Origin of the sequence: Acinetobacter sp. 1424608, from assembly GCF_000588255.1 — a bacterium.
GTDB lineage: Bacteria > Pseudomonadota > Gammaproteobacteria > Pseudomonadales > Moraxellaceae > Acinetobacter > Acinetobacter nosocomialis.
The window spans coordinates 194,207-209,266 of record NZ_JFXL01000001.1 but is presented as its reverse complement, the minus strand read 5'-3'; the positions used below and the strand labels follow the sequence as shown (position 1 = coordinate 209,266).

Here is a 15,060-nt window from a genome sequence, read left to right as displayed (position 1 = left end):
TCATTCCAAGCATTTGCTGGATTTATAACTAGGATGTATATATTCTATTTTTACTCCAAAGGTAGAAAAACAACTAAGTTTGCAAATCTTTTTTGCGTTTGAGGACAAAATGTCTCGTCAATTTGATCATCTTGCCGATGTCGAAATCTTTTTAATTGTGGCTGAGAAGCTTTCAATTAGTGCTGCTGCAATTGATCTATCTACCACCCCTTCGGTCGTTAGTAGAACAATTACAAGACTCGAGAAAAAACTCGGTATACAGCTTTTTAGAAGAACCACACGCCATTTAAGCCTGACTGAAGCTGGTCAGCTTTACTATGAAAAAATGCAACATGCTTTTCAGTTAATTAACCATGCAGAACGCGTGGTTCAAGGTGAACAACTACAAATTTCTGGAAAAATTAAAATAAGTGTTCCTACCACTTATGGGCATTATCGTTTACCCCCTTTATTAGAAAAATTTCTTCTGCAATATTCTGATATTCAAATTGAAGTCAGTATTTCTAATCGTAACGTTGATTTAATTGCTGAAGGTTTTGATTTAGCTATTCGTCAAGGACAACTACCTAACAGCACCCTTATTGCTAGGCCTTTAGAGCACGCACCTTTAAAACTTGTTGCCTCACCTTCTTATTTGAAACGCATGGGTATTCCAAAAAACTTGGATGAATTAAATCATCATCAATGCATTGCCTTTGAGTTACCGAGTAATGGTAAGGTCACTCCGTGGTTCTTTAAAGATATAGATCAAGAAATTCAGTGGATACCGACAAATCGAATTTTAGTAAAAGAAGATATTCTAGGAGTAGTATCTCTTGCTGAAAATGGTTTAGGAATATGCCAGAGTTACGAATTTATCGTTAATGAAAAAATTCAACAAGGAAAATTACAACCTCTACTTGAAACATACGCAGGTCATACCCGTCCCTTTTCTTTACTGTATGCACAACATAAACATATGTCTTCTGCCACAAGAGCTTTTATTGATTTTTTATGTTCAACTCATTGTAAATATACGTAAGAATATGAAATGAGAATCACTTTTTTCTATGTGGATATTAGATATTCTATTTTAATAGAAAACATACAAAGAAGACACTAAACTCTAATAATAGGATGATGGTTCTCCACATTTGAAGAGAAGTGTTTTGTTACATTTGCTGTAACGAAAGATATAAGGTCCTGTAACTTGGGACATGGAGTAAATGATGAAATTAAATGCTTTATTATGTAGTGCTGTTTTGGCTACTTCTATGATGACTGTAGCACATGCAGACAATACAACTCATGTAGCAGCTGCTTCTGCTTTAGGTAGTGTTGCTGGTACTGCTATTGGTAAAAGCATGGGTGGTACATCTGGTGCAACAATTGGTGCTGCTTTAGGTGGTGCTGGTGGTGCAGCAGTTGCAAGTGATCGTCGTCACCGTACAGAATCTGCAATTGGCGGTGGTTTAGGCGGTGGTGCTGGCTATACTGTTGGTAAAAGCATGGGTGGTACAAATGGCGGTTATATCGGTGCTGCGTTAGGTGCTGCAGGTGGTGGTGCTTTAGGTAATAAAATTGCTAAAGACCGTGATTATGATCGATCTTCTAAACACTGGAAGAAAAAACACCGTCATCACCACTAATTTTAGTGATGTAATTAATTTAAAAACACCTTCGGGGGTTTTTTTTTGATTACCCTTTTGTCAAACACATATGTCGTGCTCATGATTTATTCACATCTTAATAGAAACAATACAAAGCAGACACAAAACTATCGTATCAGCATGAGCCTTCTCCATAATTTTCACGAAATTTTTAATTACATTTAGCTCAAGATATAAAGATTGCTCTTTAGCAAAATGAGCATGGAGTTCCAAAATGAAAATGAATATTTGGTTAGCAAGTGCATTAATCGCAACAACCTCTATGGTGTCAGTTGCACATGCAGATAATGGTACCCGTGTAGCGGCAACTTCTGCTCTAGGTAGTGTAGTAGGTACTGCAATCGGTAAAAGTATCGGTGGTACATCTGGCGCAACAATTGGTGCTGCTTTAGGTGGTGCTGGTGGTGCGGCGGCTGCAAGTGACCGTCGTAACCGTACAGAAGCGGCAATTGGTGGTGCTTTAGGTGGCGGCGCTGGTTATACCGTTGGTAAAAACATGGGTGGTACAAATGGTGGATACATCGGTGCAGCAGTGGGTGCAGCTGGTGGTTCTGCTTTAGGTCGTAAAGTTGGCCAAGATCGTAACTATGATGAACGTTATGACCGTCGATACGATCGTCGTTATGATCGTGATGACCGCCGCTATTACAATGATCGCGCTTACTATCGTCATGATAATGGCTTACACCGTGGTTGGTATAAACACCACTAATTGGTACACAGATATTAAAAGCACCCTGGCGGTGCTTTTTTATTTGGGAGTGAAATTTATATCGAAAAAAACCGATATACATCACCCCATTTATATCGTATTATTTCGATATAACGTTTTTTGAGAATATCGCATGCGATCACTTCAAGACACCAAATTTTCAATTTTGGAACTTGCTCCCATACGTGATGATAAAACAATCGAGTTTTCATTACGTCATGCATTAGAGCTCGCCCAACATGCAGAAAAATTAGGTTATGACCGTTTTTGGCTTGCAGAACATCATAATATGGATGGAATTGCGAGTTCAGCAACAGCTGTTTTACTTGGTTTTATCGCGGCTCATACCCAGCGCATTCGTTTAGGTTCAGGTGGTATCATGCTACCAAACCATGCACCATTAGTGGTTGCAGAACAATTCGGTACACTAGCAACCTTATATCCAAATCGTATTGAGTTAGGTTTAGGTCGTGCCCCAGGTACAGATCAAGTCACTATGCGTGCCTTACGTCGCGGGCATCAGGAAACGGAAGATCAGTTTCCTAGAGATGTTGTTGAGATTTTGCAATATTTTAAAGCGCCTCAACCCGGCCAAAGAATTGTTGCAACTCCTGGACAAAATACTCAAGTGCCTGTCTGGTTATTAGGTTCAAGCTTATTTAGTGCGCAATTGGCTGCGAAACTAGGATTACCTTATTCATTTGCATCGCATTTTGCACCACGCATGCTTGGTCAAGCGATCGAACTTTATCGTGAAAATTTCGAACCTTCTGAATATTTGGACAAGCCTTATGTTTCCATGGGTGTACCTGTTGTGGTTGCCAATACAGATGAAGAGGCTCAATTCCTAGCAACAAGCGCTTACCAACGTGTCTTAGGATTAATTCGTGGTGAAAGTTTAAAACTTAAACCACCAGTTACATCGATGCAGGGTCTATGGAACACAGCAGAACAGCTTTCTGTTGAAAATTTCTACCAGATGGCACAAATCGGTTCAGCTGAAACAGTACGCTCAGGCTTAGAAAAGCTTTTAGCTACTTATGAAGTCGATGAGTTTATTTTTACTTGTGATGTCTATGATACTAATAAACGTTTAGACAGCTTTACTCGATTAATGCAACTAAAATCAGCCAACTAGAACATACTCTGAATATCTCATGCTTGAGTCTATAGCAGGCATGAGATAACCACCTATCTGAAAATACTTTACCCAGCCCTCTTGCTTGGTTATTTATATTAAAACGATAAAAAATCATCATAAATGAAAACCAAAAGGACTTTTGGAAAATGAGTATTGAACTTAAAAATAATGTTGCCAAATCAACTACTTTTCAAAATGCAGTTCAGGATTTTGACGCCTTTACTGGTCAAATTCTTTTATCAAATACAATTAAAGAAAATGATTTTTCAAATTTAAATGTAGCGATTATTGGAACAGATCAGGAAACGGTAACGCACTTAGAAAAAATCTGCCAACAAGCAAAATTTGTAACTGTATTTCAAATTACGCCGCATTTTATTTTGCCTCATAGTCAAATCGGCATACACCGTCTCATTACCCACCCGCTTATTGCTAAAAATAGGAGGTTATTTAACAATCGTGTAAAAAGTATCTTAGCTCTACGTTTTCTTGAAACCCAAGTCAATGAAACATGGCTCAAACGTCTTTTGACACCTAATACTGCAAAAGCCAATAAAATATTTTTTAAATCTGATAGCTACTATGCTGCGCTGCAAAGACCAAATTGCAAACTACAAACTTGGCCAATTGTAAAAGTTACCGCTACAGCCATTTATAGTATGGATGGTACTCAACGCCCTGTAGATATCATTATTAGAACTACACCTTAAAAATAAAAAAAAGCATGGTTGATAGACCATGCTTTTTTTTACTCATTTCAAATCATATCGAGTTAAATATCCCTGATCATCATAATGTAAGATGATGCGCTGAGACTTTTGTAACTCTGATAATGACTCGGTACTGACCATAAATTGTGAAGCCAATAACTCAACAGGACTATTCGGAGCTTTGCTGCGGCGATCATCACCATGAAATCTAAGCCAGTTATAACTCGCCCATAAAATCAAGACCAAAGCACTTACGGATATTAAAAGAAGTAAATGGAGGACTGTATTGACCTCAGAAATATGATCTACCCATACATAGTCATAGATGAGATGCCCTTCATAAAACCATAAAAATAATGAAACCAGTGGGAAAAACAGCCACATTAAACAAAACCAACCTAATGTTTGCAAAGTATAGTTTGCGGTTTTATTTTTCACATATTTAGGCTGATCAATATATTCTGGAATATCTAAAACTTCTATGTCATTATTTTGTTTATTTTTCATGAGTTATCTCCTCGAAAGCCTCGGTCAGGACTTACCCAACGAGCACGCTTTTTGGTATTAAATATAGTTTTAGGGACTGCAACTACACTAGTAAATAACGTCAGTAACCAGAAAAATAATGGATACCAAATTACCCAAAAATAATTTCTAAAAAGACGTCCACGGTCATAACGATGATCTATCCATAAACTTACTAAAAATTGGATGAGGCATGTTCCACCCAATATCACGCCATACCATTGGGGCATGAGTGAATTAATCTGCCACTGCTGAGGTAAATCAATAAAAAGTCCGATTAAGAAAAGCAAGAAAATAAATATCATTACATACGACCAGACAATACTGACTAAAGCTTCAAGCATGACTGGCCACATACGACGTAAGCGGATTTTGAACATTTTTGGAATATATTCCAATAAGACTTCTACCCCACCTTGTGCCCAGCGTAAACGCTGCTTCCAAAGACCTTTAAAAGTTTCAGGCATATAGATATAACAAAGTGCTTGAGGAATATATTGAATATCCCAATGGTCCATCTGAAGCTTCCAAGAGATATCAATATCCTCAGTAATTTTGTCATCAGACCAAAATCCAACACGGACTAAAGCAGTTTTTCTAAATGCAACAATTACACCTGATACTGTAAAAATACGACCATACGTACGCTGGGCCCGCTTAATCAATCCAATAATTGAAGAAAACTCACCAACCTGTAATTTCCCTAATATACTTGAACGGTTGAGAATTCTAGGATTTCCAGTGACGGCTCCAATACGAGGAAATTTTAGAAATGGCTGCATAAGCCAAAGTACAGCATGAGGATGTAGTAAAGCATCTCCATCAATACAAACTAAATATTCGTATTTACTTACTAAAACTCCCGATCTTAAAGCCACTGCCTTACCCTGGTTTTCCGCTAAGTGCACGACTCTTAATCGAGTATCCTGAGCTGCCAACTCATCAAGAATTTCTGCAGTTCTATCACTGCTACCATCATTGACAGCAATCACTTCAAAATTTGGATATTTTGTTTGTAAGGCATAACGAATAGTTTGCCTTACCTGAGCTTCTTCGTTAAAACAAGGAATAATAATGCTGCACCCTTCATTTGAAGGCTCAGGTAACTGCTGTTCATGGTATTCTCTTTTAAAGAAAAACCAGAGGCCACCTACCATCCATGTCCACGCCATAAGCAGAGGATATAAAAAGGCAAAAGCAAATAGAATATCGAGTAATACTCTCATTACTTTTTCCCCTCAGTTGCTAAACCAGCGAAGGGTTGATACATGACCGAACTCGAATTCAAGCTCATTGGGTTATATAAATACTCATGAACATTTTTTGAATTTTCAAAGGAATAACCTTCAACCCCAAATTTCTGAATACCTATGCGCTGAATATCAAAAAGGCCTTGTTTTACTTCTTGCCAAGCATTTCTCTGGTCATTTTCTGGCAATGTTAATGTCAGCATAATTCGTTGCTTGTATTTCGCATCAAGTGTATTTAAAAGTTCTAAGACATGTTTAAATTGTTTCTGCTTACCCACAACATTAAATTTTAGATTCACTAAATCATGTTGGGTTAATAGTGATTTTAAAAGCGCTGGCAATTGATCGATATGCTCTAAGTCAGGCGTAAGCAGCAGACTAAACTGGGCCTGATTACTCATATTCAAATAAGGCCTTGCAGCTTTTTGAGTCAGTTGACTCAGTTGTGATAATTGCTTTACTTCTTCAACACAGTTACTTTCTTTTATCGTTGCACTTTGCATAGCACAATTTAAAGCAGTTCCGGCATTAAGTTGAATACCACTTAAATTGCTATTAAAACGTGCGATATCTTTAGCTAAATCTGCCACCAAAAACGATTTATTTTTTTGAGGATATACAGGTAACTCTAAAATGACCGCTTGTCCTGCACGAGTCTGTGCCTGCCATAGACTACGGTTTAAGATATCTTGTTTAACTGGCATTTGAGTTGTTGGGAAATAAGCAACGTCATATTGCCCATCTCCATCTTGATCATCTAAAGGCTTCAATATCAGCGTATTGTTTTTTAAGCTATAAAGTTTGGATAACAATGCCCCTAATTTTTCATCTGACTGAGTATTGGTTGAAGCAGCTAATTGCTTTAAATCCATACTCACAAAATGTTTTGGCTGCTTATATAAATCTTTCTCTGCCGAGTTCAAGATATTGAGTAAGGTCTCAGACAACTGTTCAGCTGTAGAGTTATCCACCATAAGACTACGTTTAAAGGTAACGTCATTAATCTGATTTACCCCATCACGTCCTAAACTAAAAGAAAAAGTGAAACCTGCCTGTTGAGCTAGTTTTTCTAACTGCTGATTGACCGCACCATACGGCCATACAATTGCTTTCGGCTCTACACCCAATTCCTTTTTTAAAACATCATGAGATTTTTTTAAATCTTTTAAAATACGTTGCTGATATTCCACATCCGTTTCATAACGCGCTTGTGATTTTAAATACATATAAGAAGTTGCTGCGGGTTGTTCACTCCCTTGAGGGTTAGCAAGCACACCATGATGCAAATCATCACTATGACTCGCAAACTCAGCTAAGCCAGAAGCCTGCATTTCTCGTACTTGCTTCCAATTGACTAAGTTCCCTTGTCCATAGGCTTCATAGCCAGCTTTTGTATTACCGTTAAGCCAACTAGTTGGGAGTGCAAAAACTGCCGGAATCCGATATTGCTTGAGCAATGGAAATATACGACTGTAGCTACTTAAAGCACCATCATCAAAGGTTAACAAAATAGCATTATGAGGTAGGTCTTTACCTTGCTTACGAGCTTCTTCAATATCTTTCAGGCGAATTGGCTTCCAGTCAGATTGACTCAACCAGTCAAAGAATTGCGCTAAATTTTTAGTTTGAATTGCATAAATATCCCGATCGCCCTCTTTTAAAACATCATCTCTGACATCATGAAAAGTTAAAGAAACCGTATGATTTTTTGGTAAATCTTTTTCTATTTGGGCATATGTAAATTGCAGAGGTAACAATGTTGAAGCTAAAGCACAGCTCAACATTTTCGAAAATAAATTATTCATTAAAAACGCCCTTCAAATCCGAAAATACCATAGGTATGCTGTTCATCATGTCCATCGTAAGGATGGTATTGCCAACCAATTCCATAATTGAGTTGCCATGTACGTGATAGCTGCCATTGATGTTGATATTGCAAAGAATAGGTTGGCTTAGTGGAATAATCGGCTTGTTTATAAAGCCCCACTCCAGCTTCGAAATGCTGTTTAAATGAACGCTCATATTCACGCCAAGTCACCCAGTCATGGCTTAAGTTCAACTCCGCGCTGTAATGCGAACTTGGGCTAAAATAAGTAGTTTGATCTTGGCTATTACTGCCATAAAAACCACGAACAGTGCCATAAGTAATGTGATGCGGCGCCGCAAATAGTCTTTCACGCCAAAAAGTTGAAAATTCTTGTTGTTTATTACCATCACTGATATCAGTCAGACCGTAACTTGCGCCAATTTGACGTGATTCATCTTTTTGCCATGTCAAAGCAGCTCGGTAAGATTGGCCATCTTCTCCCGCATCAATTGCCTGTAGAGGGATGTCAGCCTGGCTGTTATATTGCAATTGATACTGCCAGTGATCGTTTAACCACTGAGACCAATCAAGACGAACACCTGCTTGTCCGCCATCTGTACTTTGCGACAAGATCGCAGACAATGCCTTACGATTAGCTTGCCATTCGGCCCCGACACCATAGCGCTGGTTATGCACGTCACCAAAATTGTATTCACCATAACGATCTTGATGCCAAGCAAATAAACGATAATTATCCTTAATCCAAGGGCTATTAAGACGTGTTTCCATTTCACGGTCTTTTAAACCATTCTGCCCACTTACAGTATCACTATTGTCGGCCTTACTTTGGCCCCAAGTAGTTGAGTGTGAAATTGTGGCTCTATTACGATCATCCAACTCTTTGCGGCTTTTTATGACACCACTATCATCAGGATAATATTGCACTAAGTTTTGAGTGGTTTTCCGCCATGTCGGAATATCACCTAAAGCTTGAGCATTCTGCATTTCATTAATGCGAGTGTCTTTAGCAATCGGATCTATACCATTTAACCGGGAAATTGTTTTTTTTGCCTCTAGCGGTTTTTCTCTCCACCGTTCTACACGCGCAAGATTATTAATCAGGCTCTCATTCGCAGGTGCTTGCTCGACTGTTTTTTGAAAGTGCTGTTCAGCTTGATCCAGGTGATTAGCGTAGGCTAAATGCATCCCTTTTAAAGCAATATAATCATCACGATCAGGATGGCTTGTTTTATCTACACCCTTCGCCTGACTATATTTATAAGTCGGAATAAGGTGATCAACTTTTGCCAAAAGCTGTTCAGCTTCCTTATATTTTTCCTGTTCAATATAGGAATAATACAATCCGGTATAGACGATCATATCCGGATAATTTTTTTCGTTTAGAAGAGTCTTATAAGCAAATTCAGCTTGCTTCGGCTTCTGCTCCGCCAAATAACTATCAGCAATTGCATGACGTACATATGCCGGTAATTTTTCGAGTGGAATATTCAACTGGGTGAAATTCTCTATAACCGCTTTTGAACGCCCTCTAAAATCTAGCGCATACAAATAATCGTAGTGAAACCTTAAATAGTTAGGGTTGTTTGGTGACATTTGCTGTTGTATTTTTTGCCCTTGGTCTAACACAGCATCTAATTCAGCATAGCTTTCTGCATCTGATAAGCCTTGGCGATTTAAGTATTTATAGCGGGCAATTGCATTATTGACATGCTGAGAAAACTCACTAACTTGTAAAGTCTGCTGTAACTGCTCAGTTTGCTGATTTTTTACGTTTACTTGAAGTAATTGCTGGGCTTTTTTATATGCCCCAATAGTAGCCAAGTCATAAACATACTCTTGCAAAACAGCTGAAGACTTAGAATTTTGCTGATAAGCTTGTTCAATTGTAGCTAAGGCCTCTATGGGCAAATTTATTAAACGATAAGCATATGCAACCTGTACCAACTGATCAGTATTTAAACCTTTAATGTTGATATTTGATAACTGAGTTTTAGCATTCGTTGAGTCCTGAGCTTCAGCATATAAAACCGATAGTAAGGTACGCCCATCGACTGATTTTTGAATATTAAGTTTATTTGACCAATCAATTGCTGTTTGAAAATGTTTAAAATCACGAAAATTTCGAATTAAAGGTAACTTTGCATATTCAGGAAAATTCACATAATTAATATTTTCTAAAAAATTGGAAAAATTCGTCAGATCCTTTTTTTCACTTGACATAACAATTAAATAATCAGCAAGCAATTTTTGATCATACGGATAATGTTTTAACAATTGATCGAGTTGAGAAACAGCCTGTTGAGTTTGGCCTGCTCTATAATTTTGAACAGCTTGCTCACGCAGTACATCAACTTGAGCTGCGTATAAATGAATTGGTAAGAGATATACCAATGAAAAAACACATTTTTTTAGCATTTTGATAATCGGATAGTCCCATATCGAGATGGGAAATTATAGTTAAAAATGTGAAATGCATCACAATAACTAAATAACAAGCGATAGAGTTAACAAATGGAAAATGTGTAGAAAAAAAGTATTTGTTTATTTAAAAAATAATTAAAAACAACTATTTATTAAAATATAGATTATTATTTTATATACATTTCTTTTCAAAAAGCTTATTTTATCTCACAAACTCCCTATAAAAAATTTACACGCTGATAACTAATCAGAAACTATTTATTAACTTAGCGTTTTATATTTAAAACTTTTATTTTCAATATGTATTGAAAATAAAAACCATTCAATTCCAATATATATTAATATTATTCAAATTGAATGGTTTAAATAAATGTTTGATTTAATTAACCGATACGTCGTTTTAAACCAGTCATTTGTAAAATACGAGTAGAAATTTCTTCAATTGACATTTCAGTTACATTTAAATATTTAATACCTTCTGAAATATAAATACCTTCAATCGCTCTTAATTCCATTTGGCACTGGCTAAAACTTGCGTATCGACTATTCGCTTTACGCTCACTTCGAATCGCCACTAAACGTTCTGCATCAATCATTAAACCAAAGAGCTTACTACGGTGTTCTCTTAATACTGCTGGTAAACGGTTATCATCTAAATCTTCTTCGGTTAAAGGATAGTTAGCAACACGAATACCAAACTGTAAAGATAGATAAATAGAAGTCGGAGTTTTTCCGGAACGAGACACACCAATTAAAATTAAATCAGCTTTGTCATAGTGTCGGGTGCGTGCCCCATCATCGTTATCAAGTGCAAAGTGAACAGCATCAATACGGGCTTTATAATATTCAGAGTCAGTTACCGCATGTGTTTGCCCAACCAGTGTGGTTGGTGGTGTACCGAGCTCCTGCTCTAGCTTACTAATTAATCCTTCAAACACATCCAGATTAACTGCTTTAGCCGTATTAATAATTTCTCGTACATGCGGATCAACTAAAGTATCAAATACTAATGGTAAACATCCATCTCTGGTTTGACATTTATTAATCTCAACCACAACTGCCATTGCTGCCTCTTCAGTTGTAATATAAGGCATGATGTGAATATCAAAATCTACATTAGGAAATTGGGCTAATAACGAATGTCCAAGGGTCTCGGCAGTAATCGCAGTTCCATCAGAAATAAAAAAAACACTCCGCTTAAATTGTTTACTTTCTGACATTAAAATTCTCCTTAAACATTTGTCTTAGTGCTATATAATCTTTATAGTAAACTGATCTTACATGACTGTCGCTTAGTAAAATTCTCAACTAAGCACTTTATTTTTTTAATTTCATGCCAAGATAGACATTAATACTGCAAAAGTGGAGTGAAAACTTTGGAAGCGCGCGTAATCGGTCTAGAAAAATTAGGGAAACACGATGTCGAACTCGTAGGTGGGAAAAACTCATCTTTGGGTGAAATGATCAGCCATTTATCAAATGCTGGTGTATCGGTACCTGGTGGTTTTGCAACAACTGCACAGGCCTATCGTGAGTTCTTAGACCAAAGCGGTCTTAACGCTCGAATTCAAGCAGAACTTGCACAGCTTAACGTTGATGACGTAAATGCACTTGCAGAAACAGGCGCTAAAATTCGTCAATGGATTGTAGAGACTCCACTCACTGCAACCTTAGAACAAGAAATTCGCGCCGCTTTTACAGAACTTTCTAACGGCAACCCTGATATCGCGGTTGCCGTTCGTTCATCTGCAACTGCTGAAGATTTACCAGATGCATCTTTCGCGGGTCAACAAGAAACTTTCTTGAATATTCGCGGTATTGATAACGTACTTATCGCCATCAAAGAAGTATTTGCTTCTTTATATAATGACCGTGCTATTTCTTATCGTGTACACCAAGGCTTCGATCATGATGTTGTCGCATTATCTGCGGGTGTTCAACGTATGGTCCGTTCTGAAACTGGCGCTGCGGGTGTAATGTTTACCCTAGATACCGAGTCTGGTTTCCGTGATGTCGTATTCATTACTGCATCTTACGGTTTAGGTGAAATGGTTGTGCAAGGTGCGGTTAACCCTGATGAATTCTACCTTTCTAAACCATTATTAAATGCTGGAAAACATGCGGTATTACGCCGTAATCTTGGCTCTAAGCACCAGAAAATGATTTATGGTGAAGAAGGCTCAGCAGGTAAGTCTGTGGTTGTTGTCGACGTTGAAAAACAAGAACGTCAACAGTTCGCATTAAATGATCATGAATTACAAGAGTTAGCTAAACAAGCGCTTATTATTGAGCAACATTATGGCGCTCCGATGGATATTGAATGGGCAAAAGATGGTGACGATGGTCAAATCTATATTGTTCAAGCTCGTCCTGAAACCGTAAAAAGCCGCCAAAATGTTGGCACAATGGAACGTTACCTACTCAAGCAAAAAGGTACTGTACTTTGTGAAGGCCGTTCAATTGGGCAGCGTATCGGTTCTGGTAAAGTCCGTATTGTTAACTCAATTAAAGAAATGGACAAAGTACAAGACGGTGACGTACTTGTATCAGACATGACTGACCCAGATTGGGAACCAGTAATGAAACGTGCTGCGGCTATCATCACTAACCGTGGTGGTCGTACGTGTCATGCTGCAATTATTGCTCGTGAACTTGGTGTACCAGCAATTGTAGGTTGTGGTAACGCAACTGAAGTATTAACTGATGGTCAAGAAGTTACTGTTTCTTGTGCTGAGGGTGACACTGGTTTCATCTATGAAGGTGCATTAGATTTTGAAGTTCAGCGTAACTCTATTGAATCTATGCCTAAACTTTCATTCAAAATCATGATGAACGTAGGTAACCCTGACCGTGCCTTTGACTTTGCTCAAATTCCAAACGAAGGTATTGGTCTTGCTCGTTTAGAGTTCATTATTAACCGAATGATTGGGGTCCATCCTAAAGCCCTCCTTAACATTGAAAGCTTACCTCGTGAAACTCGTGCTGCTGTAATGACACGTACAGCTGGCTATGCATCACCTGTAGAATTCTATGTTGAAAAACTAGTTGAAGGTATTGCAACACTTGCAGCTGCTTTTGCTGATAAACCAGTCATTGTTCGTATGTCTGACTTTAAGTCAAACGAATATGCAAACCTTATTGGCGGTAAGTTATACGAGCCAGAAGAAGAAAACCCAATGCTTGGTTTCCGTGGTGCAAGCCGTTATGTTTCGGACAACTTCCGTGATTGTTTCGAACTTGAATGCCGCGCGCTTAAAAAAGTTCGTGATGAAATGGGTTTAACCAATATCCAAATCATGATTCCATTTGTGCGTACAGTATCTGAAGCAAAACGCGTGATTGAGTTGCTGGCTCAAAATGGCTTGAAGCGCGGCGAGAATGGCTTAAAAGTCATCATGATGTGTGAATTACCAACTAACGCATTATTAGCTGAACAATTCCTTGAACACTTCGATGGTTTCTCTATCGGCTCTAACGATTTAACTCAATTAACACTTGGTCTTGATCGTGACTCTGGTATTGTTTCTCACTTATTCGATGAGCGCGATGCTGCTGTAAAAGCTCTTCTTTCTATGGCAATTCATGCTTGTCGTAAAGCTGGTAAATATGTCGGTATTTGCGGTCAAGGACCATCTGACCACCCTGACCTTGCAAAATGGCTAATGGAACAAGGTATTGAATCAGTGTCTTTAAACCCTGACTCAGTTTTAGATACATGGTTCTTCCTTGCTGAAGAAAAAATCAAGCAAATCTAATTTGTTATAGAAAAAGACCCATCCGTGGGTCTTTTTTCATCTTTAGAATAGAGAATTTTTACTTATGCAAATTTACTTGGCACGTAATAATCAACAAGCTGGGCCTTATACCTTAGAGCAACTAAATCAGATGTTGGCAAGCCAACAAGTTTTACTTACTGATTTAGCTTGGCATGAAGGCATGACAGAATGGAAAGCTTTAGGAGAATTAACCCAAGGTAAACTTGTATATCAACCTACGGGTTATTCTGCTTTTTCGGCAAATACAAATACGCCTTATAACGAGACTATCCAGCAAATTCGAGTCGAGACTAAGACACATGAGCTTGCTTCAATTTCATCTCGTGCGCTTGCAAAAATTATTGACTTATTACTTTGGTTACCTATTGCAGCCATTCCGTCTTTTTTCTTTAACGAAGCTCAATATAAACAACTTTTTGAGTTACAAAAACAGATGCAGTCTGCTGAAGTTGCATCAACCAAAGCAGCTGAACTTCAGCAGCAGCTTTTTACACTAATTCCAGTGGAAGCGTGGCATACAATGTTACTTTATGTAGTAATAATGCTCGCTATTCAAGCATTTTTGTTGACCAAGTTTGGGCAAAGTATTGGTAAAAAAATTGTCGGAATTAAAATTGTCGATGCTGAAACTAATGGTAAAGTTAATCTAACGCGAATCTTCTTACTCAGAAGTATCGTTTTCATTATATTAAACTTACTATTTATGCCAATTAGTACAATTATTGACTATGCTTTTGCATTAGGACAAAAGCGACAGGCTTTACATGACAAAATTGCAAGAACAAAAGTGATCAAATGACAGTGAATGACTGATTCATTTAATGTCTAAAAAAAAGGAGGCGCCCGCCTCCTTTTTTCTATAGAGAGTTGATATTTAAATAAAAGCTCCATCATAATTCGATACCCTACAAAAAAAATCGGGTTTTAAAACAATTATTTCAAGCTGCTTTACATGTAGCTTAGTTTGTCGATATGAGGCATAATGCCCTACAACGTAGCGGTGTCGCATCATTGAGAAGTCTAAATTTTAAGACTAGCGTTCTCAATC

General features: G+C 37.8%; 12 protein-coding genes. 7 read left to right on the top strand and 5 right to left on the bottom strand.

The features are described from left to right. The first annotated feature begins 109 nt into the window (after positions 1 to 109). The 5 genes from J678_RS05755 to J678_RS05735 all read left to right on the top strand — a co-directional run bounded on the left by J678_RS05755 (position 110) and on the right by J678_RS05735 (position 4,212). Positions 110 to 1,021, top strand: a complete 912-nt coding sequence (locus J678_RS05755; protein WP_017393582.1) for a LysR family transcriptional regulator — start codon at positions 110 to 112, stop codon at positions 1,019 to 1,021. Positions 1,022 to 1,208: 187 nt separating this feature from the next. Continuing rightward, the gene (locus J678_RS05750) at positions 1,209 to 1,628 is read left to right on the top strand and encodes a hypothetical protein (protein ID WP_004708063.1); all 420 of its coding nucleotides are present in this window, start codon (positions 1,209 to 1,211) and stop codon (positions 1,626 to 1,628) included. A gap of 235 nt (positions 1,629 to 1,863) precedes the next feature. Continuing rightward, a complete protein-coding gene (locus J678_RS05745) occupies positions 1,864 to 2,361 on the top strand; it encodes a hypothetical protein (RefSeq protein ID WP_004708061.1) in 498 nt (165 codons plus the stop codon). Positions 2,362 to 2,494: 133 nt separating this feature from the next. Beyond that, positions 2,495 to 3,499 carry an LLM class flavin-dependent oxidoreductase gene (locus J678_RS05740; RefSeq protein ID WP_017393581.1) on the top strand — a complete coding sequence of 335 codons (1,005 nt, stop codon included), beginning with the start codon at positions 2,495 to 2,497 and terminating at the stop codon, positions 3,497 to 3,499. Between the two features lie 149 nt (positions 3,500 to 3,648). Next, positions 3,649 to 4,212 (top strand): hypothetical protein, encoded by a 564-nt coding sequence (locus J678_RS05735; RefSeq protein ID WP_017393580.1) that lies wholly within the window; start codon positions 3,649 to 3,651, stop codon positions 4,210 to 4,212. 42 nt (positions 4,213 to 4,254) lie between these two features. Here J678_RS05735 and pgaD read toward each other — a convergent pair whose 3' ends face one another. The 5 genes from pgaD to J678_RS05710 all read right to left on the bottom strand — a co-directional run bounded on the left by pgaD (position 4,255) and on the right by J678_RS05710 (position 11,456). Beyond that, positions 4,255 to 4,719, bottom strand: a complete 465-nt coding sequence (pgaD, locus tag J678_RS05730; protein ID WP_017393579.1) for a poly-beta-1,6-N-acetyl-D-glucosamine biosynthesis protein PgaD — start codon at positions 4,717 to 4,719, stop codon at positions 4,255 to 4,257. Next, on the bottom strand, positions 4,716 to 5,963 hold the full coding sequence (pgaC, locus tag J678_RS05725; RefSeq protein ID WP_002049144.1) for a poly-beta-1,6-N-acetyl-D-glucosamine synthase: 1,248 nt from the start codon (positions 5,961 to 5,963) through the stop codon (positions 4,716 to 4,718). Before pgaC ends, pgaD begins: the two co-directional genes overlap by 4 nt. Further along, positions 5,963 to 7,792, bottom strand: a complete 1,830-nt coding sequence (pgaB, locus tag J678_RS05720) for a poly-beta-1,6-N-acetyl-D-glucosamine N-deacetylase PgaB (protein WP_017393578.1) — start codon at positions 7,790 to 7,792, stop codon at positions 5,963 to 5,965. The genes pgaC and pgaB overlap by 1 nt, the downstream gene beginning before the upstream one ends. Then, on the bottom strand, positions 7,792 to 10,230 hold the full coding sequence (gene pgaA, locus J678_RS05715; protein WP_017393577.1) for a poly-beta-1,6 N-acetyl-D-glucosamine export porin PgaA: 2,439 nt from the start codon (positions 10,228 to 10,230) through the stop codon (positions 7,792 to 7,794). Before pgaA ends, pgaB begins: the two co-directional genes overlap by 1 nt. Before the next feature lie 389 nt (positions 10,231 to 10,619). Next, a complete protein-coding gene (locus J678_RS05710; protein ID WP_000004354.1) occupies positions 10,620 to 11,456 on the bottom strand; it encodes a pyruvate, water dikinase regulatory protein in 837 nt (278 codons plus the stop codon). Positions 11,457 to 11,603: 147 nt separating this feature from the next. Here J678_RS05710 and ppsA point away from each other — a divergent pair, with 147 nt between their 5' ends. Next, complete coding sequence (gene ppsA / locus J678_RS05705) at positions 11,604 to 13,991, top strand: phosphoenolpyruvate synthase (protein WP_170318176.1); 2,388 nt, start codon at positions 11,604 to 11,606, stop codon at positions 13,989 to 13,991. Positions 13,992 to 14,055: 64 nt separating this feature from the next. Next, positions 14,056 to 14,811 carry an RDD family protein gene (locus J678_RS05700; protein ID WP_002049111.1) on the top strand — a complete coding sequence of 252 codons (756 nt, stop codon included), beginning with the start codon at positions 14,056 to 14,058 and terminating at the stop codon, positions 14,809 to 14,811. The last annotated feature ends 249 nt before the right edge of the window (positions 14,812 to 15,060 follow it).